The sequence below is a fragment of the Streptomyces sp. Inha503 genome, from assembly GCF_047215865.1.
Taxonomy (GTDB): domain Bacteria; phylum Actinomycetota; class Actinomycetes; order Streptomycetales; family Streptomycetaceae; genus Streptomyces; species Streptomyces lycopersici.
Genome location: NZ_CP178360.1, coordinates 10,119,445 through 10,139,656 on the forward strand (window position 1 = coordinate 10,119,445; position 20,212 = coordinate 10,139,656).

The window sequence follows — 20,212 nt, forward strand, 5'->3', positions numbered from 1 at the left end:
GCGGGCGGCGGGGGCGCGGTCGCCGGTCTGATGTCCGCCATGCGGTCACTCTGCGCTCGAACGGCGCCTGAGCTGCGCTCGAGCGAGCGGGACGCGGCTCAGGCGGGCTGGGTCGCCGCCGCGATCCGCTCGTTGCGCAGTGCCTCGTACCACTGGTCGTTGACCGGCGGCAGCGCATTCACATCGAGGGCCAGCTTCAGCAGGTGGTCCGCGATATGCGGGTTGCGGGCCATCACCGGGCCGTGCATGTACGTCCCGAAGACGGTGTCGCTGTAGGCGCCCTCGAAACCGTCCCCGGCGCCGTTTCCGTTGCCGAACCGGACCCGGGCGAAGGGGCGGGCGGTCGGGCCCAGGTGGGTGACGCCCTGGTGGTTCTCGAAGCCGGTCAGCGGGGGCAGTGCCAGCCGCTCGTCGATGTCGGCCAGCACGTCCCCGACGCACCGGGCGCCCTCGCCGCGGGTGCTGACCACGTCCAGCAGGCCCAGGCCCTGCTGGCGCTGCCCGAGGTCGTTGATGAACTCATGGCCGAGGATCTGGTACCCGGCGCACACCGAGAAGACGATCGCCCCGTTGGCGACGGCCCGGCTCAGTCCGCCGTCCCGGATCAGCCGCTCGGCGGCCAGCCGCTGCGGGCGGTCCTCGCCGCCGCCGATCAGATAGATGTCCCCGGAGGTGGGGATCTGCTGGTCGGAGCGGACGTCCAGGCGGGAGACCTCCAGCCCGCGCTGCCGCGCCCGGCGCTCCACCACCAGGACGTTGCCCTGGTCGCCGTAGGTGCTCAGCAGGTCGGGGTAGACCCACACCAGACGCAGGCCGTTCTGGCTCGTGCTACGCATCTTCGTGCCTCTCGTACGGGGGTCAGTTGCCGACCCGGCGGCGCAGGTCCTGGAACGCGGTGTAGTTGGCGATCACCTCGATGCGGCCGGGCGGGGAGATCCGCACCGCCTCGTCCACGTCCGCGCAGACCCGGAAGTCCAGCCCGGCGACCTCCAGGCGCACCGCGAGGTCCAGCTTGCGGTCGCCGATCACACAGATCGGGTGCCCGGCCAGCCGGGTGTAGTCCACGTCCCAGAGCCAGGAGGTGTCGGTGCCGTCGGCGCCACGCGCGTTCACCGAGAGGATCACCGGGGTGGGCGGCGGGTCGATCAGCGAGAAGGTCTCCAGCCAGCCGGCCGGGTTCTTCGCCAGCAGCAGCCGCAGCTGGCGCTCCTGGAAGGTGACCACGTCATACCGGCCGGCCACGGCCTGGACCTGGTACATCCGCTCCAGCGCGACCTGCGGGGGCACCCCGAAGGTGGCGGCGACGGCGGCCGAGGTGGCCGCGTTGGCCTTGTTGGCGCGGCCGGGGAGCTGGAGCTGGATGGGCCAGGCGGCGCCGTGCGGGTCCAGGACGTAGTCGCCGTTCAGCGCCCAGCTGGGGACCGGGCGGCGGAAGCCGCACTCCCCGCAGACCCAGTCGTCGCCCGGACGCTGGAGCACACCGCCGCAGGAGGGGCAGGACCAGGCGTCGTCCTTCCACTCCTGCCCGGCCGCGACCCACACCACATTGGGGCTGGAGGAGGCGGCCCAGACGATCAGCGGGTCATCGGCGTTGGCGATCACGACCGCCTTGGAGCCGGTCAGGCCCTCGCGCCACTTCTCGGCGAGCATCCGGGTCTCGGCGGCGCGGTCGAGCTGGTCACGGGAGAGGTTGAGGAGCGCGATGGCCTTGGGCTCGGTGTCGCGCGCCACCCCGGCGAGGTACTTCTCGTCGACCTCGATGACCCCGTAGCGGGCATCGGAGCCGCCCGCCAGGGCGGAGGTGATACCGGCCGGCATATTGGCGCCCAGCGCGTTGGAGACGACCGGGCCGGCCGCCCGCAGCGCCTCGGCGATGAGCCGGGTGGTCGTGGTCTTGCCGTTGGTCGCCGACACCAGGATGACGTCCAGGTGCTGCGCCAGCCTGCCCAGCAGATCGGGGTCGAGCCGCAGGGCCACCTTGCCGCCGATCACCGATCCACTGCCGCGGCCCGCGGCCCGCGACACCGCCGCCGCGGCCTTGCCCGCCGTCACGGCCAGCTTGGCCCGCGGTGACAGCGGCTCCGAGTTGCCTGCCATCGTCTTCTCGATCCTCCTCGCATACCGGCGCCGCTTCTGCCCCCCGAGGCGCCGGTGGTATGCCCCCTCCGTGCCGCGTCGCCGGCCGGGAGGCCACGGTCGGAGAGCAGCCTATCGAGATCCGGCGGCTGTCCCGAACTCCGGCCGCGCCCGGGGCCCACCTCATCGGCGCCGTAGGCTTGGCTGCCATGCGACATGGCGCGATCCCGGGCAGCCGCGGAGCGGTGCGGCCCCTGCGGCTCTTCGGCGATCCGGCGCTGCGCGCGCCGTGCGAGGAGGTCACCGCGTACGACGCCGAGCTGGCCCGGCTGATCGAGGACTTGTACGCCACGATGTACGCGGCCCATGGGGTGGGCCTCGCGGCCAATCAGATCGGTGTGGGACTGCGGGTCTTCGTCTTCGACTGCCCGGATGACGAGGACCACCGCCATCTGGGGCATGTCGTCAACCCCCGGCCGGTCGCGGCCGACGGGGTGACGGTGCGCGGGCCGGAGGGCTGTCTGTCGCTGCCGGGCCTCGAGGCGGGCACCCCGCGCCACGACCATGTGGTGATCGAGGGCGCGACGATGACCGGGGAGCCGGTGCGGATCGAGGGCACGGGCTTCTTCGCGCGCTGTCTTCAGCATGAGTGCGACCATCTGGACGGCGGGCTGTTCATCGACCGGCTGGCCGGGCTGAGGCGGCGTCGGGCGCTGCGCGCGATCCGCCGCGCCCCCTGGGCGCCGACCGGCGGCGCCGATGCCGTGGAGGCGTAGGGGCCTCAGAAGCCCGGTGCGCCGACCCGGTCGTCCGCCAGCGACAGCCGCCCCCACAGCAGATCGGTGAGATGGTGCACCAACTGGCCGCGTGCGCAGGGCCGGTCGCGCAGCCACCAGTCACCGGCCGCGTGCATCATGCCGACGATCCCGTGGCCCCAGACCCGGGCCACCTCGTCGCCGCCGGGGCCCAGCTCCACCCGCTCGGCGATCACCGTGGCCAGCTCCTCGCCGAGCCGCCGCAGCAGCGGGGCGGAGTGGTGGCCCACGTCGAAGCTCTGCTCCGGCTCCGGCTGGCCGTGGTCGGCCGGGTGCATCAGGAAGCGGTACACCTGGGGCCGGGCCTCGATCGCGGCCAGATAGGTGTCCAGCGTGGCCTCCACGCGCTGCCTGCGGTCGTCGGCGGGCGCGTCCAGGGCCGCGCGCAGCGAGGCGAGCAGGGCGTCGGTGTGGCGCTTGGCGAGGGCGCGGTACAGTCCGCCCTTGTCGCCGAAGTGGCGGTACAGAATGGGCTTGGTGATGCCCGCTTCGGCGGCGATGGCGTTCATCGAGGCCTCTGGTCCGTCGCGCAGCACCACCCGGTCCGCGGCCTCCAGCAGCTCCTTGCGCCTCTGCTGGGCCGTCTGCCGCTGGTCGTCCCGCTGGCTGGTCCCGGTCCGCATGCGTTGCCTCCCCGCCCCCGATGTCGTACTCGCGCCTTACGCGCCTCGCGTTTCCCGGCGCGATCGCGCTCCGCGCTGAAGCGCAACGTAACACTCGAAGGGGGAGCGGGGCCCGCGTGCCCGGGGGAGTTGACATTGCCTACTGGGCGGTAACAGACTGCTGTTACCGCAGGTAACAAGCACGTGGAGGGGTCATGGCGGAGTTCTCGTTCGAGCTCGACGACGATCAGAAGGCGGTGCGCGACTGGATCCACGGCTTCGCCGCGGACGTCATGCGACCGGCCGCCGCCGAATGGGACGAGCGCGAGGAGACCCCCTGGCCGATTATCCAGGAGGCCGCCAAGATCGGTCTGTACTCCCTGGACTTCTACGCCCAGCAGTACTTCGACCCCACCGGCCTCGGCATCCCCATGACCATGGAGGAGCTGTTCTGGGGCGACGCGGGGATAGCCCTGTCCATCGTCGGCACCGGCCTCGCCGCCGTCGGCGTCCTCGCCAACGGCACCGAGGAGCAGATCGGCACCTGGATCCCGCAGATGTACGGCGACGCCGCCGATGTGAAGGTCGCCGCCTTCTGCTCCTCCGAGCCCGACGCGGGCTCCGACGTCGGCTCGATGCGCACCCGCGCCGTCTACGACGAGGCCAAGGACGAATGGGTGCTGAACGGCACCAAGACCTGGGCCACCAACGGCGGTATCGCAGGCGTCCATGTTGTGGTCGCGGTCGTCGACCCCGACCTCGGCTCCAAGGGCCACGCCTCGTTCATCGTCCCGCCCGGCACCCCCGGGCTGTCCCAGGGCCAGAAGTTCAAGAAGCACGGCATCCGCGCCTCGCACACCGCCGAAGTGGTCCTCGACCAGGTGCGGGTGCCCGGCAGCTGCCTGCTCGGCGGCAAGGAGAAGCTGGACGAACGCCTCGCACGCGCCCGGGAGCGGGCCAAGTCGGGCGGCGAGCGGCTGAAGAACGCCGCCATGGCCACCTTCGAGGCGTCCCGCCCGGCCGTCGGCGCCATGGCGGTCGGCACCGCCCGTGCCGCGTACGAGGTCGCGCTGGACTACGCCAAGACCCGGCAGCAGTTCGGCCGCCCCATCATCGACAACCAGGGCGTCGCCTTCCAGCTCGCCGACATGCGCACCCGGATCGACGCCGCGCGGCTGATGGTGTGGCGCGCGTCGTGGATGGCCGTGAACGGCCGGCCCTTCGAGTCGGCCGAGGGCTCCATGTCCAAGCTGTTCGCCAGTGAGACCGCCAAGCAGGTCACCGCCCAGGCGGTACAGATCCTCGGCGGCAACGGCTTCACCCGCGAGTACCCGGTCGAGCGGATGCACCGCGACGCCGCGATTTATACGATCTTCGAGGGCACCAGCGAGATCCAGCGGCTGGTCATCGCCCGCACCCTCTCCGGCGTCCAGATTCGTTAGGCCTGATCCGCCAGGAGCGGCGGACGCGTCAGACGGGGCCGACCCCCGCGCCGAAACGCCGCTTCCTGGAGGCAAACGCGGCCAGCAGCGCGCGGAGCTCCTCACCGGTGAAGTCGGGCCACAGGGTGTCCACGAAGAAGAGCTCCGCGTAGGCCGCCCGCCAGAGCATGAAGTTGGAGATGCGCTGCTCCCCGGAGGTGCGCACCAGCATGTCGATGTCCGGCAGATCGGCGTGCGGCAGATGGCGGGTGAACAGCGCCTCGTCGATGAGCCCGGGGTCCAGCGCGCCGTCCGCCGAGGCGCGGGCCAGCGAGGTGGCGGCGCGGGCGATCTCCTCCCGGCCGCCGTGGTTGAAGCAGAAGGCCAGCGTCATGGCGCGGTTGTCGCGGGTGTCGTCCTCCGCCCGGCGGAGCGCGGTCAGCGTGGCCCGGGGGAGCCGGGCCTCCGAGCCCAGCCAGCGCAGCCGCACCCCGCGCTCGCCGTAGCCGCGGAAGACGTCCGCCAGCTGGGCGGTGAGCCGCATCAGGGCGGCCACCTCGCCGCGCGGCCGGTTCCAGTTCTCGGTGGAGAAGAAGAACAGCGACAGGTGTTCGATGCCCTCCTCCAGGGCCGTGTCCACCACCCGCGGCAGCGCGAGCACCCCCGCCTGATGGCCGCGGGTGCGGGAGAGGCCGCGCAGGGCGGCCCAGCGGCCGTTGCCGTCCATGATGATGGCCAGGTGCCGCGGCCGCCCCGGCGCCTCGTCCTGGGGGCCGCGGCGCTGCCGTACGACGGCGGGGGCACCGGCGACCGACGCCCGCAGCAGCCGCCTGAAGGAGGGCACTCTCCAGGCCCCGACCTCGAACACCCGCGCGTCCCTCCGCCTCGCTTCCCGGCGCCGTGTCTGACGACGCGACGGGGGCGGGGGTTACCTCCCCGGTGGCCGAACCATTCGTTTGGTCGTCACCGCCGTCACGGCTTGCGCGCCACGCCCCCGTGGACATCGGTGGTCTCGATGTCCGTCTCGGAGGGGGCCGGGCGCCACAGCGGACACGACACGATACCGGGCTCGATCAGCTCCAGGCCCTCGTAGAAGCGGCTGATCTGCTCGACGCTGCGCAGCACGTACGGCACGGCGCCGGTGTCGTCGTAGCCCTGCTGGGCCTGCTTGAGCGCCTGGTCGGTGTCGGTGCTGTCGTAGTGCACGAAGTAGCTGCCGGACGGTAAGGCGGCCTGGAGCCGCCGCACGATCGACACCGACTCGTCGTAGTCCTGGATGTGGCCGAGGATGCCCATCAGCATCAGGGCGATGGGCCGGCCGAAGTCGAGCGTCTTCGACGCGGCCTCAAGGATCCGCTCGGGCTCGTGCAGATCGGCGTCGATGTAGTCGGTCACCCCCTCGCGGGTGCTGGTGAGCAGCGCCTGGGCGTGCCGGAGCACCAGGGGGTCGTTGTCCACGTAGACGATGCGGGCCTCGGGCGCCACCCGCTGGGCCACCTGGTGGGTGTTGTCGTAGGTGGGCAGCCCGGTGCCGATGTCCAGGAACTGCCGGATCCCGCATTCGCCCGCCACATGGGTGACGGTGCGGATGAGGTACGCGCGCGAGGCGCGGGCCATCGTCTCGATGTTCGGGGCGACCTCCCGGTACTCGTCACCGGCGATCCGGTCGACCTCGTAGTTGTCCTTGCCGCCCATCCAGTAGTTCCAGATCCGGGCCGAATGCGGGACCGTGGTGTCGATCTTGGTCAGCGCCTGCTGGTCGGGGGTGGACGAGCCGTTTGTCATAGCGCCAGTCTCCTGCCGTGCGGATGCGATGCGGATGCGATGCGCGGGCACCAACTTAGGGCCGGTGCCGGGGAGTTCAGCTCTGCTCGGCGAACGGCACGGGGGAACGGATGCGCGGGAAGGGGCGGGCGAACGAGGCCACCGGGGGCTCCGGCGCCGCCTCGCCGTGGCCCGGATCCGGGTCCGGACCGCCGCCGGAGGCCGGCCGCTCCTCGACGGTGAGGACCGGGGCATGCTCGGCGAGGGTGGAAAAGGCGTGGTCATAACCAGTGACCGCGGCGTCGATCTCCGCGAGGGCCGCCGCCGAGGCGCCGCGCGCGGCCAGCCGGTCCTCCAGGACGTGCACCGGCGCGGTCACATGGACGAAGGCGCCGTGGCGCTCGGCCACCGCCTCGGCGAAGTCGAACGCCTGAATCCAGGTCACCCGGGAGTGGCCACGGCGCAGCGGCCCGTAGACGAGCTCGCCGACCAGCCCGGCGTCGACCGCGAGGGCGCCGTCGTGCTGGAGGAGCTCGCGGTACGGCCGGACCGGGTCGACATGGGGGAGTTCGCGGGAGGCGCGGGTGACGGTGTAGCCGTGCCGGCGGGCGAGACCGGTCAGCAGCGCGTCCCTGCCGACTCCGTCGCAGCCCTCGACGATCAGGGTGCGGTGCTGAGTCACCGCGTGGTCGAGGTTCATTACGGCATCCTGTCGGTCCCATGGGCTCTGCACATTTGCAAGGGGGACGACACCGCCGCCCGCCACGGCGTCTTCAGTGTGCGTGGCGGGACGGCGGGGACGGGAGTGCGGTGCGGGGTTGTGCGGTTGTGCGGGCGTAGTGGTTTTCGGGGAGTTTCGGGAAAACGGCCGTGGACGGCCCGCTCTAGGAGATGAGGAAGTCCGCTTCGCCCGCCTTCGCCGCCTCCAGGAAGGACGCCACCTCCGAGCGGGTGTAGATCAGCGCGGGCCCGGCCGGGTCGGTGGACTGGCGCAGCGCGATCCGCCCGTCCGGCAGTCGCTTGGCCTCGATGCAGGTGCCGCCGTTGGACCCGCTCCAGGGCTTCTCCCAGCCCTCAGTGCCGAGGTCCGTGGCCGGCATTCCGGTGTACACGGGGTCGTGCATCTCAGTGCTCCTTACGCAGTTCGGCCAGGATGGTGCTGCTGTCGCCGATCGGCTCGGCCTGGACCGCCATCCGGTCCAGGACCTCGAGGTAGGCGACGACTTCGGCCGGCTTGTCCACATAGACGGCCCCGGTGAGGCTCTCGGTGTAGACGACGTCCGGCAGTTCGGAGAATCCGAAGCGGAAGTAGTGGAAGGGGCCGAAGGCCCCGGGGTGCGGTCCCGCGGCGAACCGCATGATCTGCAACCGGACCTTGGGGATGTCCAAGGTCTCTATGAGGTGGTCGATCTGGTCGCGCATCACTTGCGAGCCGCCGACCGGGCGGTGCAGCACCGTCTCGTCGAGGATGGCCCAGATGGTCGGCGCGTCCGGCTTGGTGAGCAGGCTCTGGCGCTTGACCCGCAGGGCGATCCGGCGCTCCAGCTCCTCCTCGCTGTCCCGCGGGAAGCCCATGCGTAGCACCGCTCGTGCGTAGTCCTCCGTCTGGAGCAGCCCGGGGACGTAGTGGGGCTCGTACGCGCGAATGACGGTGGCCTCACTTTCGAGGCTTACGTAAACACTGAACCAGTCCGGAAGCACATCGCGGAACTGATGCCACCAGCCCGGCTGGTTGGCCTCGCGTGCGAGAGCGAGGAAATCCTCCATCTCCGGACCGCGGACGCCGTAGTTCCGCAGCAGCTCCTTCAGATACGGGATCTTGAGGCCGACTTCCGCCTTTTCCATCCTGCGCACGGTCAACGGGGTGACCTCGATGGCCTTCGCGGCTTCCTCGAACGACACCTTCGCCCGCTCGCGCAGATGCCGCAGACGCTTGCCCAGGACTCTCCGTAAGACGGTGGGGGCGGCGCCGGCCGGCCGTGCCTCGCTCACGTCCGCCTCCCGTAGGAATGGCTGTCATATGCCTGCACAGTGTGCCACGCGATGGATGACACTGACAGAGCGAGCGGAGCGCTTTGAAATTATCAGAACGAAGGTTGCGGGGTGACGGCTTCACCACTCATAGTGAGCACGTGACCCATCTCACCCTCGATGGCGAGGGCTCCCAACCACCTATGTCCACAACGTCGTTGAGGCCCCCGGCTGACCGGTGGGCGGCGAGCGACGGGGATCCCGCAGACCGCCGTGGCCCGAAACGGGGACGGTCACGGTGACGCATCACGTACAGCCGGTGAGCGGGCGCCAAGGCGCCGTGGCCAACGGGGCGTTGGCCGCCGCTCTGAAGGAATCCGGGTGCTCCTACGCCTCATTGGCCCTGCGGGTCAATGAACTGGGCCGTAGGCAGGGGCGCGAGTCGAACTACGACAAGGCGTCCGTCACCCGCTGGCTGCAAGGCGGACAGCCGCGCGGCACCACGCCGGAGCTGATCGCCGCCGTGCTCTCCCACCGGCTCGGCAGGCCCGTGGGCCCCGCCGAGCTGGGGTTCATCTCCGACCGACAGCGCCCGGTCGTGGCCCGGGCGCTGGCCTACCGGGAGGACGTAAGCGAAACCTTGCACACGCTCGCCGAACTCGGCTCCACCGACATATCCCGCCGCAGCCTGCTGGGTGCGGTGCCCTTCGTCGCCGGCGCGCTGGTGACCCCACAGCGCGAATGGCTGCTGTGGCTGGTCGAGAACCAGGACACCGCCCGGCTCGCACCCGCGGCCGAAGGCGGCCGCGTCGAACAGGTCCACGCGGCGATCAACATGTTCGACGAGATGGACAATCGCTTCGGCGGCGGCCAGGTCCGCGCCAGCATCGTGCTCTATCTGTCGACCGAGGTCGTCCCCATGCTCCAGCAGCGCGGCGCGCCTCCGCAGGAGCGGCGCCAGCTGTTCACCGCCGCCGCCAAGCTGGCCGCGATGGCCGGCTGGAGCAGCTATGACAACGCCGAATACGGCTTGGCCCAGCGCTATATGACCCAGGCGCTGCGGCTGTGCGCCGAGGGCGGCGACCGGGTCCTGGGCGGCCAGATCCTGGCCGGCCTGTCCCATCTGGCGACCAACCTGGGCCAGCCCGAGGCGGGGGTCGAGTTGGCCCGGGTCGGTGTCGCCACCGCCAAGCACGCCGGAAGCCCGCTCGGGCTGATGCGGTTGCACGCCATGGCCGCCCGTGGCTACGCCGCGCTGGACCAGCCCCGGGAGGCGTCCAAGTCGCTGCGCGCGGCCGACGCCCAGCTGGAGGCCAGCCAGGGGCCCGAGCAGGAGTCGCCCTGGGTGCGCTTCCTCGACCACCACTATCTGGCCGCCGAGGCGGCGCTGTGCTTCCGCGACCTGGGCAATGCCACGGACGCCGAGCACGCCGCCGCCGAATCCGTGCGCGCCAACGCCGAGCGGCGCCGGCGCCAGGCCATCAGCAGATCCGTGCTGGCCACGGCCTATCTCCAGCAGAGCCGGCTGGACGAGGCCGTGGGCACCGCGGGCGAGGCGCTCGACACGCTCAGCGGGGTGCACAGCGAGCGCTCGATCCAGGCGCTGCGCGACTTCCGCACCCGGCTGCGGCCGCACCGCGGGGAGCCCATGGTCAGGGAGTTCGAGCAGCGCTCCCGGACCGTGCTCGGCGTGGCCGCCTGAGGCATCCGGCCTCCGGGGCCCCGCCCCGCCGGTGCCCCGGGTGAAGTCTCCGGCCGCTCCACGGGGGCGGCCGGTGGCGTGTCCGGAGCGCCTCCGCTCGGGGGAGCGCCGGGGGTTAATAGCCTCCCGGCGTGGGGGCGTTCTGGGCTCCGTCCACGGGCAGATGCGCACCGGAGACCCCGCTCGAGGCGTCCGAGAGCAGAAACGCCACGACCTGGGCGACCTCCCGCGGGGTGACCAGTTCACCGCGTGGCAGCTCGGCGGTGAACCGGGCGTAGGCCTCGGGCTCTTCGGTGCGCATCCGGTCCCACCGCTTCCCGGGGATCAGCATGGACCCCGGGGAGACGGCGTTCACCCGGATCCCGTCCGGGCCCAGCTCACGGGCGAGTGAGGCCGCCAGATGGATCTGGGCGGCCTTGGCCGCCCCGTACTGCGCCTGAGGCCCCGGCTTCCAGCCGGAGATGGAGGCGATCACCACCACGGAGCCGCCGCCCGCCCGGCGCAGATGCGGCACCGCGGCCTTCACCAGCCGGGCCGTATGACCCACGTTCATCTCCCAGGTCAGCGACCAGTCCTGGGGACCGGCGTCCTCGATGCCGCGGCCGCGGGCGCCACCGGCGCAGGCCACCACACCATCAAGACCGCCGAAACGTTCCGCCGCCGCATCCACGAACCGCTCCAGCGACTCCGGCTCGGTGACGTCCAGCGCACGGGTGAAGGGCTCCCCGTGCTCCCCGTACCCCTCGGCCCTCAGGGACGCCGTGAGGGACCGCAAATGCTCCGGGGTCCGCGCACACGTGGCCAACCGCGCCCCGCCGGCGGCCAGGAGCCGTACGATCTGTTCCCCCAGCCCCCGGGAGCCCCCGGTCACCAGGACGCGCTTGCCGTCCACACCGGACCGTCCCCCCGGGCCGGGCCGCCCCTCGCGGCCCCCGCTCACGCTTGCCACGTCCGGACCGTACAGCCCGAACCACTACGCCCGTACAACCGGACAACCCCCATGCCCTCTCGCCCACCGGCCGGTCCAACCGTTTTTCTACATGAACGGCGACCGATGGCGCTTTGCGCTGCCTTCGAAGGAGGAACCATGCCGGTAACCGGCACTCACCGCGACCGGGCCGTCTCCGTCCGTGGCAGCTGGTCCAGGCGGGTCGGGTGGGGTGTGCGCACCACCTGTCACCAGCTCAGATGCCACGCCGTCGGTCGCCAGAATGCGCTTACCCGCTCACCCGAACATCAATCACCCCATGTGCCCGTATGCCACCAGAGTCCACAGACCGATGAGGACCGTGAGGACCGACACCGTGATCCGATCCTGTCCAGGACTGTCGCACCGGCCGGCGTCGGCCGATGAGAAGGGCGAGACGATGGGCCCGAGCCGTGGCGTCGCGGTCTCCGCGGACCGCCCGCGAACCGATCCGGTTACCGGGCGGGCCATCGCGCCGAGAACCGCGCCCGTCGACGGCCCGGCCGCCGCGGCGGTCCCCGTCCCCTGCCCCGGAGGGGAGAGGCCGGTGATCCCGCTGGACACCCGCCGGCTCTTCCGGGCGGAGTTCCCCGCCCTCCCCGACCGCGCCGCCGCGGTGCGCCGGATGGTCGCCGGGCATCTGCGCGACTGGCGGCTCGGCGCGATCGTGGATCATGTCGTCCTCGCCACCAACGAACTGTTCGCCAACGCCGTGGAGCACGGCAGCTCCGGCCCCGCCGACACCGTCACCATCACCGTCTCGCTGGAGCGCTTCGGCCGTGAGCTGCGGGTGGAGGTGGCCGACGGCTCGCCCGTGGTCCCGGTCGCCCGCAAGCCGGAGCCCACCGAGGAGTCCGGACGGGGGCTGGCCATCGTCGATGACCTGGCGGCCGATTGGGGCACCGAGCCGCCCGACCCCGGAGTCCGGGGGAAGAAAGTGTGGTTCACCCTGCCGCTGGTGGCCACTTCATGAACGCGGGGGCGCGGGGGGAGCGCCGGATGCGGGTCACCGTGGAGACCGACGCGGCCGAATGGCTGCTGGCCGCGAGCGACGACCCCGGGCGGGTGCGGCTCCAGTGGGCCAGCGGCACCGGCCTCGCCGATCTGCCGGTGGGCCCGGTCTTCGACCTGGTGCGGATGTGCGACGACATCGGCACCGCGGTGATCCAGGCACTCCAGCGGCGCGACGCGGCGGGGCCGGTGATGCTGGCCACCGCCAGCCATGTGCTTTCCTTCCTCGTGCCGCCCGGAGCCGCGGCCGAGTGGAAGGTCTGGCTGGCCGGGACGGCCTACGCCCGCCGCCGCACGGTGGCCGCGGCGGGCCCTGGCCGGGTGCTGCGCTGCCCCAGGCCCGGCTGCGTACGGCAGGGGCATGTCTGGCTGATCCGGCCCGGCGGCGCCCTCACCGACAGCCACACCCTGCGCGCCGCCCTCCAGGAGGCCATCGACCGCCCCGGCCTCCCGGGTGCGCTGTTCCGCTGAAGGCTCCGCGGGAAGTGCCCTGACCTGCCGTCGATCGTCCGCGGCGCCGTCGTGGCTGGTCCCACGCGGCGGAGCCGCATATCGACACAGCCGCCCGGCGGAGCCGCACTTCGACACAGCCCCACGCCCCTTCGGGGCGCACCGGACCGCGGCCGACTTCCGCCGATCCGTCTAGGGTCTGTCGGCCAATTCGGTGATGCGCAGCGCGGTGATCGTGGCGCCGAGTCCGCAAGCCGCCGCCGCGAGGACGAGGGTCGGCCAGGCGCCCGCCTGCTGGGCCAGGGCTCCGGTGGCTATGGTCCCTGCGGCGATGCCGAGTTCCTCGCCCGCGACCATCCACATCATGGACGCGACGGCCGTGCCACGGGGCGCGTGTGCGTCCAGCAGTTCGAACAGGCACACCGTCATGGGCGCGAACGCCGCGCCTGCGAGGGTGAGGAGTATCGCCATCAGCGGCGGTGCCGATATGGCGGCCAGAAAGGCCAGGAGCAGTGCGAGCCAGGTGAGGGCGGTGAGATAGCCGGTGGCGGGCGGGGCCGTGCGGTCGCGGGTGCCGAAGCGTACGCCGGCGAGTGCGCTGCCCAGCCCCAGGCAGGCGAACATCCAGTCCGCGCCCGCCGCCGAACCGCCCTCGGCGGCCCGGGCGGGAAGGCCGACCGTCAGTGCCCCGAGGCAGATTCCGGCGCAGACGTTGGTGAGGAGCAGCAGCCGCAGCGCGGGCGAGCCCAGGACGCCACGGCTGCCGATGTCCGGGGCGGGGGCTGCGCGGGCGGAGAGGGCCGGAGGGTGTGACATCACCAGGTACGAGCCCGCCACCAGGAGCGCCCCGGCGACAATCACCCCGAGCCGGGGGGACCGTACGGCCGCCGCTGCCGCGACGAGCGGGCCGCAGATCTTGGTCACCTCGGTGAGGACGGCTTCGAGTGCGTAGGCGCCGCGCAGCAGGTCGTGGGGGACGGCCCGCGCCCACAGGGAGCGTGTGCTCGCCACGATGGGCGGCGCGCTCGCCCCGGAGAGCGCGCCGGAGAGCACCAGCTGTGTGGTCGCCGTGGCCGTCACCAGACCGGCCACGGCGAGCGCGGTGAGCACGGCCATGGCCCCCATCGGCCACCGTTGCCCATGACGGTCCACCAGCCTGCCCCGGAGCGGCGCCGTCACGGTGCCGCCCACGCTCCAGGCCCCCGCCACGATCCCCGCGTCCAGGAACGAGCCCGACGAGCCGTGCCCGAGCAGGACGGTGGCCAGGGGGAAGACCGCGAAGCCCAGCTTGCCGGTGGTGGAGGCGAACATCAGCCGCCGAGCCGATCCATGACGCAGCAGTTCCGCGTAGGCGCGCATCGTCGTACGTTCGCGTCGCGGCCGAGGCGGTCCAGGGGGGGCGTGAGATCTGCGGCATGTCCTGGAGTGAGCGTCGGGGCCGTTTGTCGCTCGTCGTTGGTTGTCTGCGGCGCCGTTTCGCGCCTTCGGCGCATTTGAGCATGGGGGCGGCGGGTGGGGGGCGCGGGCCGCGTCGCCGGCCGCCGGGTCGGTGGGAGGTTGGGCCCGGTGGCGGCTTCCGTGGTCGGGGGCTTGGGCCGACGCCGGACGACTCCGCCGGGGGTGGGGTACCCCTCTGGAGATTGCTTGACTTATTAGTTGCGCTAGATCAAGCGTTTTTAAGAGGGGGTACCTGGAGGGGCCTGGGACCGACCGCGCCGCCCGGCCCGCAGCCCGGATCGAGCCCGGCCCACGAGCCGGGAGGCCGCCACTCGCCCCGCCCCCACCGGCCGGCGGCCGGCGACGCGGCCCCCGCCCCGGCACCCCCGACCCATGCTCAATTGCGCCGAAGGCGCGAGACGGGCCGCACCCAACCAAGCACCGCTAGAGTCGGATCCGGGCCCAGCCCGTTTTGCCGACGATGCGCTCCCGGACGCCCGACCAGGGCCGCCGAGCTCCGGTCCAGGCCCCAGGCGCGGAGAGCGGCATCGGCGGCGCGGCGGGCGTGGAACTCCGCTCCGCCGGCCGTGCAGTACTTCGCCGCTGTCCTGCGGCTGCCGCGCGAGCGGGCGCGGTTCACCCAGGACGAGTTGGGTGCGCTGTTTGCGGCAGACCTGGGGCGGAGCCCCCTCGCGACGGAGCCGCACATCGATGCCGCGGGAAGGTGCGGAGCCCCGGACCGGGGGTCCAGACGAACGTCTAGGCCGCGTCTAGGCCGCCGACGGCGGGGCGAACGCGGCGCGGTGTGCCTCGGCGAAGGCGCGGAAGGAGCGGGGAGCGCGCCCGGTGACCCGCTCGACGGTGTCCGTCGTACGGTCCTCCGCGCCGTGCCGGATGTCCTCGTCGAGCCCGGCGAGGAACGCGGCGAACTCCGGCGGCAGCCCTGTCGCCCTCAGCCTCTCGACCAACTCCGCGGTCTCCACCGCGATATGGCGGACCGGCCGCCCGGAGACCTCCGCCACGATGTGCGCCGCCTCCCGGTAACCGAGCGCCTCCGGGCCGGTGATGACGTGGTCCGTGTTGTGCGGACGGTCGTCCAGCAGGGCCCGGGTGGCGACGGCGGCGATGTCCGCCGCGTCGACGAAGGCCACCCTGCCGTCCCCGGTGGCGGTGACGATCTCGCCGTCGCCGCGTACGGCCTGGGCCGCCGGATGGTCACCGGTGAAGTTCTGCATGAACCACGAGGGCCGCAGCACCGCCCACTCGGGCAGGGTCCGCCGCACCAGCGTGTGCAGCGCGCCGAGGCCGGTGTCCGCCTCGTCGACCGCGGACGAGCTCAGCAGCACCGCCCGCCGTACGCCCTGGGCGGCCGCGGTCCTCAGGAACGGCTCGACCACCGGCAGCGGCTCGGCCACCCCCAGGGGCGCGACGAGATAGAGCCGGTCCACGCCGCGCAGCGCCGCCGCGTGGCCGTCGGGGTCGTGCCAGTCGAACCGTACGGCGTCGGTCACGCCCGCCGCGGCCGCGACCTCGGGCCGCCGGGTGGCGGCCAGCGCCCGCGCGCCCTCCGCGCGCACCATCCGCAGCACCTTGGAGCCGGTGTTCCCGGTGGCGCCGAGGACCAGAACGGTGGGTTCAGCCATGGGTCCGGCCCTCCTCGGAACCGAAGCTCATCTCGTCGAGCATCAGCGGATTCCAGTAGTCGCGGTAGGAGGCGATCTCGCCGTCGCGGACGGTGATGACGGCGACGTAGCCGGGGCGGAGCGGGCGGCCGCTTCCGACGGCCACGGCGTCCATCGAGAACTCCACGATCAGCACCCCGGGGTCATCGGTGAGATGGACCACCTCGTGCGCGACCGCGCGCAGATCGATGTGGTCGGTGTAGTCCCGCACGTATTCGCGCACGGCCTCACGGCCCTCCAGCAGGCGCGGTCGGCCGGGTGGGGCGAAGGGGAACTCCATGGTGCCGTCGGCGGCCCACAGATCCGCGAATCCCATCATGTCGTGGCCGAGCAGCAGCTCCTTCGCCCGCTCGAACACCTTGACGCGGTCGTCCATGACGTACCTCTCCTCAAGTAAAGGGTATCAACAGGACGGGACGGTACCGTCCCGCCGACCCCAGCATAGGACGAGACGGTGCCGTCCCGTCCATCTGTTAACCTCTGAGTCATGTCGGAGCCCACCCGGCGCCCCCCGAGCGGCGCCGCCACCCTGCGCGCGGACAAGACCGCGGCCATCTCCGAAGCCGTCCTCGACGAGCTCGCCGAGCAGGGCTACGGCCGGTTGTCGATGGAGGCGGTGGCCAAACGGGCCGGGGTGGGCAAGAGCGCGCTGTACCGGCGGTGGCCGTCGAAGCAGCGGATGGTCATCGCGGTCGTGTCCGAACTGAGCATCGCCCTGGTCGAGCTGCCCGACACCGGGACCCTGCGCGGCGATGTGCTGGCCGGGCTGCGCGCGGTGGCCGACTGGCTGACCCATCCGCGGTTCTCCCGCATCCTGCCGGACCTGATCGCCGAGGCGCAGCGCGACGAGGAGCTGAGCCGGGCCCTGGCCCACTGCATCGGCGAGCCGCGGCGCGCCCGGATGTCCGATGCGCTGGACCGGGCGGTCGAGCGCGGTGAGCTGTCGCCGGACCTCGACCGCGAGCTGGCGCTCGACCTGCTCGGCGGGCTGGTCTACTGGCGGGTCTCGGCCCGTGGCGCGCCCCTGGAGCCAGGCTACTTCGAGCGCGCCGCCGATATGGCGCTGCGGGCCCTGGACGCCCGGCCGCCCACGGCCTGACGGCCGGGCCGCCCGGGGTGCCTCCTCCGGATGGGCCGGAGAACAGGGCATGGCGGGGCGCGGCCCCGCATCATCGCTTAGTGACGAGCGATGGTGAGCCGCCGCACGTCCTCGACCCAAGGAGCCCCCATGTCCATCGGCCTCTCCGTCCACATCGGACTCAATCAGGTCGACCCCGCGGCGTACGGCGGCTGGAGCGGTGAGCTGGGCGCCTGTGAGCAGGACGCCGTGGACATGGCCGGGCTCGCCGACGCCGCGGGGTTCGATGTGACCGGCCCGCTGCTGAGCCCGGCCGCCACCGCGGAGACGGTCACCGCCACCCTGGAGGCCGCGGCCGGGCGGCTGGCCGAGGGGGACATCCTCTTCCTCACCTACTCGGGCCACGGCGGTCAGGTGCCCGACCTCAACCACGACGAGACCGGCGACCGTCTCGACGAGACCTGGGTGCTGTACGACCGGCAGTTGGTCGACGACGAGCTCTTCGAGCTGTTCGGGAAGTTCGCCAAGGGGGTACGGATCTGGCTGCTCTCCGACAGCTGCCACAGCGGCACCGTGGCCCGGCGGCTGCCCGAGGTGCTCAGCCCCCAGGAGCTCGACCGGCGCTTCAGCACCGCCGACCCCCAGGAGGTCGGCCGCAGGATCCGGGCCATGCCCCAGTCGGTGCAGACCGCCGTCTACCGGCGCGACCGCGACGCCTACGACCGGATCCAGAACACCCATACCGCCAAGGACCTCGCCAAGATCGACGCCAGTGTGCTGGAGATCTCCGGCTGCCAGGACAATCAGACCTCGGCCGATGGGATCGTCAACGGGCTGTTCACCGGTACCCTGCTGGAGGTCTGGCGGGGCGGCGCCTTCGCAGGCAGCTACCGCGGGCTGCACCGGGAGATCGTCAAGCGGATGCCGCCCGATCAGACGCCCAACCTCTTCCAGGCGGGTGCGCTGAACTCCGCTTTCGCCCGGCAGCGGCCCTTCACCATCTGAACCGGGATCTGAGACCGTGCCCATGTCATATCCGTGTGCGGCGGCCCGCCGGGCGAGGTATGACAGAAGGAGGGCACGGCGAGCCGGTGAGGTGCCGGTATGACGACGCATGACCGTGTGGACCAGGAGGAAGAGGCGGCTATCAGCAGCATGGCGACCGGCCCGGGAGGGGTGCTCGACCTGCTGCGGGTCGCCGCCGTGGCCCTGGACGTCGAGGGGCGGATCGCCCTCTGGAGCCCCGAGGCCGAGCAACTGTTCGGTTACCGGGCGGCCGAGGCGCTGGGGCGCCGCGCGGACAAGCTGCTGGTCCACCCCAAGGACCGCCGGGCGGCCGTGGAGCTCTTCGCACGGGTACGGGCGGGCGACACCTGGGCCGGTGTCTTCCCGGTCCGCCGCCCGGACGGCTCCACCCTCAAGGTGGAGTTCCGCACCATGGGCCTGCGCGACGCCCACGGTGAGGGCTACGCCCTCGGCCTGGCCGCCGACGAGGGGACCGTACGCCGGCTGGAGACCGACCTGGCGGTCTCCGGCTTCCTGATCAAACAGTCGCCCGTGGGGCTCGCGGTGTTCGACACCGAGCTGCGCTGGCTGCTCGCCAACCCGGCCCTCCAGCAGATGAACTCGATCACCGAGTCCCAGGTGCGCGGCCACCGCCTGGGGGAGGTGCTGCCGGGGCTCGACGTCGAGGCCATAGAGGGCGCGATGCGTCAGGTGCTGGAGTCCGGCAAGCCGCTGCTGGACCAGCAGAGCGTCGGCCGGACCCCCGCCGACCCCGACCATGACCACGCCTGGTCGGAGTCGTACTACCGGCTGGAGGACCCCAGCGGCCGGATCCTGGGCATCGCCGTCTCCATCATGGACATCTCCCGGCGCCACCGGGAGACCAGCGAGATCGCCGAGGCGCGGGAGCGGCTGGCCATGATCGCCGACGCGAGCGTCCGCATCGGCACCACGCTGGATCTGCGCCAGACCGCCCAGGAACTCGCCGATGTGACCGTGCCCCGGCTCGCCGACCTCGCGGCCGTCGACGTCCTGGACTCCGTGGTGCACCGCGAGGCCACGCCCCGGGTGTGGACCGACGGCTCCGCCCGCTTCCGGGCGCTCGCCGTCGCCGCCGGGTACCCCACCGACGCCGTCCACGCGGCGGACCCGGTCGGGGAGATCGCCCGCTACGATCCCACCCGGCTGATCACCCAGTGCGTCCGCGAGGCCCGGCCGCTGCTGGTGCCGCACGTGACCGAGAAGGACGTACGGCGGATCGCCCGGGACGACGACGCCGCCAGGGTGCTGCTGCGCGAGGGAGTGCACTCGTACATCGCCGCCCCGCTGATCGCCCGCGGCAGTGTGCTCGGCACCCTCAGCCTGCACCGCACCATCAACCCCAGGCCGTTCGACGAGGAGGACCTCACCCTCGCCTGCGAACTGGCCATCCGCGCCGCCCTGTGCATCGACAACGCCCGGCTCTACGCCCGCGAACGCGACGCCGCCCTCACCCTTCAGCGCAGCCTGCTCTCCCAGCAGCCGCGCGACCTGGACGGACTGGAGATCGCCTCCCGTTACCTGCCCGCGGTCAGCGCCGCGGGCGGCGACTGGTTCGATGTGCTGCCCCTCCCCGACGGCCAGGTCGGGCTGGTGGTCGGCGATGTCATGGGCAAGGGCATCCACGCCGCAGCGATCATGGGCCAGCTGCGCACCGCCACCCGGGCCTTCTCCCGGCTCGGACTGCCCCCGGCCCAGGTGCTGTGCCATCTCGACGAGATCACGCCCAGCCTGGGGGAGTCCATCGCCACCTGTCTCTACGCGGTCTGCGATCCGCGCACCGGGCGGTGCGAGATGTCCACCGCCGGCCATCTGCCGCCGGTGCTGGTGCACCCCGGCGGCGACGCCGAACTCATCGACATCCCCACCGGCGCCCCGCTCGGCGTCGGCGGCGTCCCCTTCGCCTCGGTGGAGCGGGAACTGGCCGAGGGGGCGCTGCTGGCCCTGTTCACCGACGGCCTGGTGGAGAAGCGCCACCAGTCCCTCGACGTGGGGCTGCACACCCTGGTCCAGCTGCTGCGCCGCCACCAGGGCCCGCTGGAGCGGATCTGCGACCAGGTGCTGGCCGCGCTGCACGGGGCGCCGGACGACGACGTGGCCCTGCTGCTGGCCCGGCTGTGCCGCCCTCGCCTGCCGGAGAAGTCCGTGGTTACCGTGGAGAGTGGCTGAAGAAGTCGCTGAACAAGTGGCTG

20 protein-coding genes are annotated in these 20,212 nt (G+C 72.3%); 8 read left to right on the top strand and 12 right to left on the bottom strand.

Going from position 1 to position 20,212, the window contains the following annotated elements; genetic code table 11:
- Positions 1-98: 98 nt before the first annotated feature.
- Both ACJX2R_RS42500 and ACJX2R_RS42505 read right to left on the bottom strand, forming a co-directional pair.
- The gene (locus ACJX2R_RS42500) at positions 99-836 is read right to left on the bottom strand and encodes a type 1 glutamine amidotransferase (RefSeq protein ID WP_262701336.1); all 738 of its coding nucleotides are present in this window, start codon (positions 834-836) and stop codon (positions 99-101) included.
- Between the two features lie 22 nt (positions 837-858).
- Positions 859-2,097: a Mur ligase family protein gene (locus tag ACJX2R_RS42505; protein ID WP_191067030.1), complete on the bottom strand. Its 1,239-nt coding sequence runs from the start codon at positions 2,095-2,097 to the stop codon at positions 859-861.
- Between the two features lie 188 nt (positions 2,098-2,285).
- Here ACJX2R_RS42505 and def point away from each other — a divergent pair, with 188 nt between their 5' ends.
- Entirely contained in the window at positions 2,286-2,852 is a 567-nt protein-coding gene (def, locus tag ACJX2R_RS42510) for a peptide deformylase (protein WP_413104416.1), read from the top strand.
- 5 nt (positions 2,853-2,857) lie between these two features.
- On the opposite strand, the gene ACJX2R_RS42515 is transcribed toward def, so the two are convergent.
- Complete coding sequence (locus ACJX2R_RS42515) at positions 2,858-3,514, bottom strand: TetR family transcriptional regulator (protein ID WP_413104417.1); 657 nt, start codon at positions 3,512-3,514, stop codon at positions 2,858-2,860.
- A gap of 194 nt (positions 3,515-3,708) precedes the next feature.
- Here ACJX2R_RS42515 and ACJX2R_RS42520 point away from each other — a divergent pair, with 194 nt between their 5' ends.
- A complete protein-coding gene (locus ACJX2R_RS42520) occupies positions 3,709-4,935 on the top strand; it encodes an acyl-CoA dehydrogenase family protein (RefSeq protein ID WP_413104418.1) in 1,227 nt (408 codons plus the stop codon).
- Between the two features lie 28 nt (positions 4,936-4,963).
- Here ACJX2R_RS42520 and uppS read toward each other — a convergent pair whose 3' ends face one another.
- The 5 genes from uppS to ACJX2R_RS42545 all read right to left on the bottom strand — a co-directional run bounded on the left by uppS (position 4,964) and on the right by ACJX2R_RS42545 (position 8,670).
- Positions 4,964-5,782, bottom strand: a complete 819-nt coding sequence (uppS, locus tag ACJX2R_RS42525) for a polyprenyl diphosphate synthase (protein WP_413104419.1) — start codon at positions 5,780-5,782, stop codon at positions 4,964-4,966.
- A 104-nt stretch (positions 5,783-5,886) separates the two neighbouring features.
- On the bottom strand, positions 5,887-6,699 hold the full coding sequence (locus tag ACJX2R_RS42530) for an SAM-dependent methyltransferase (protein WP_413104420.1): 813 nt from the start codon (positions 6,697-6,699) through the stop codon (positions 5,887-5,889).
- Positions 6,700-6,775: 76 nt separating this feature from the next.
- Positions 6,776-7,378 carry a hypothetical protein gene (locus ACJX2R_RS42535; protein WP_413104421.1) on the bottom strand — a complete coding sequence of 201 codons (603 nt, stop codon included), beginning with the start codon at positions 7,376-7,378 and terminating at the stop codon, positions 6,776-6,778.
- 184 nt (positions 7,379-7,562) lie between these two features.
- The gene (locus tag ACJX2R_RS42540; protein WP_020866552.1) at positions 7,563-7,802 is read right to left on the bottom strand and encodes a DUF397 domain-containing protein; all 240 of its coding nucleotides are present in this window, start codon (positions 7,800-7,802) and stop codon (positions 7,563-7,565) included.
- Between the two features lies 1 nt (position 7,803).
- Positions 7,804-8,670 (bottom strand): helix-turn-helix domain-containing protein, encoded by an 867-nt coding sequence (locus tag ACJX2R_RS42545; RefSeq protein WP_413104422.1) that lies wholly within the window; start codon positions 8,668-8,670, stop codon positions 7,804-7,806.
- Positions 8,671-8,947: 277 nt separating this feature from the next.
- Here ACJX2R_RS42545 and ACJX2R_RS42550 point away from each other — a divergent pair, with 277 nt between their 5' ends.
- Positions 8,948-10,351 carry a hypothetical protein gene (locus ACJX2R_RS42550; protein ID WP_262701329.1) on the top strand — a complete coding sequence of 468 codons (1,404 nt, stop codon included), beginning with the start codon at positions 8,948-8,950 and terminating at the stop codon, positions 10,349-10,351.
- Between the two features lie 115 nt (positions 10,352-10,466).
- Here ACJX2R_RS42550 and ACJX2R_RS42555 read toward each other — a convergent pair whose 3' ends face one another.
- Positions 10,467-11,291: an SDR family NAD(P)-dependent oxidoreductase gene (locus ACJX2R_RS42555; RefSeq protein WP_413106095.1), complete on the bottom strand. Its 825-nt coding sequence runs from the start codon at positions 11,289-11,291 to the stop codon at positions 10,467-10,469.
- A gap of 574 nt (positions 11,292-11,865) precedes the next feature.
- Between ACJX2R_RS42555 and ACJX2R_RS42560 the strand changes: the two genes are divergently transcribed.
- Both ACJX2R_RS42560 and ACJX2R_RS42565 read left to right on the top strand, forming a co-directional pair.
- The gene (locus ACJX2R_RS42560; protein WP_262701328.1) at positions 11,866-12,291 is read left to right on the top strand and encodes an ATP-binding protein; all 426 of its coding nucleotides are present in this window, start codon (positions 11,866-11,868) and stop codon (positions 12,289-12,291) included.
- 26 nt (positions 12,292-12,317) lie between these two features.
- Complete coding sequence (locus tag ACJX2R_RS42565) at positions 12,318-12,800, top strand: hypothetical protein (protein ID WP_413104423.1); 483 nt, start codon at positions 12,318-12,320, stop codon at positions 12,798-12,800.
- Between the two features lie 171 nt (positions 12,801-12,971).
- Here the strand turns inward: ACJX2R_RS42565 and ACJX2R_RS42570 are convergent, their stop codons facing one another.
- The 3 genes from ACJX2R_RS42570 to ACJX2R_RS42580 form a co-directional block, all read right to left on the bottom strand.
- Positions 12,972-14,138 carry an MFS transporter gene (locus ACJX2R_RS42570; protein ID WP_413104424.1) on the bottom strand — a complete coding sequence of 389 codons (1,167 nt, stop codon included), beginning with the start codon at positions 14,136-14,138 and terminating at the stop codon, positions 12,972-12,974.
- Positions 14,139-14,986: 848 nt separating this feature from the next.
- Entirely contained in the window at positions 14,987-15,859 is an 873-nt protein-coding gene (locus tag ACJX2R_RS42575; protein ID WP_413104425.1) for an NAD(P)H-binding protein, read from the bottom strand.
- Positions 15,852-16,274, bottom strand: a complete 423-nt coding sequence (locus ACJX2R_RS42580; RefSeq protein WP_413104426.1) for a nuclear transport factor 2 family protein — start codon at positions 16,272-16,274, stop codon at positions 15,852-15,854. The genes ACJX2R_RS42575 and ACJX2R_RS42580 overlap by 8 nt, the downstream gene beginning before the upstream one ends.
- 111 nt (positions 16,275-16,385) lie before the next feature.
- Between ACJX2R_RS42580 and ACJX2R_RS42585 the strand changes: the two genes are divergently transcribed.
- From ACJX2R_RS42585 to ACJX2R_RS42595, 3 genes are all read left to right on the top strand, one after another.
- On the top strand, positions 16,386-16,997 hold the full coding sequence (locus tag ACJX2R_RS42585) for a TetR/AcrR family transcriptional regulator (RefSeq protein ID WP_413104427.1): 612 nt from the start codon (positions 16,386-16,388) through the stop codon (positions 16,995-16,997).
- 129 nt (positions 16,998-17,126) lie between these two features.
- Positions 17,127-17,981: a caspase family protein gene (locus ACJX2R_RS42590; RefSeq protein WP_413104428.1), complete on the top strand. Its 855-nt coding sequence runs from the start codon at positions 17,127-17,129 to the stop codon at positions 17,979-17,981.
- 99 nt (positions 17,982-18,080) lie between these two features.
- Positions 18,081-20,189: a SpoIIE family protein phosphatase gene (locus tag ACJX2R_RS42595; protein ID WP_413104429.1), complete on the top strand. Its 2,109-nt coding sequence runs from the start codon at positions 18,081-18,083 to the stop codon at positions 20,187-20,189.
- The last annotated feature ends 23 nt before the right edge of the window (positions 20,190-20,212 follow it).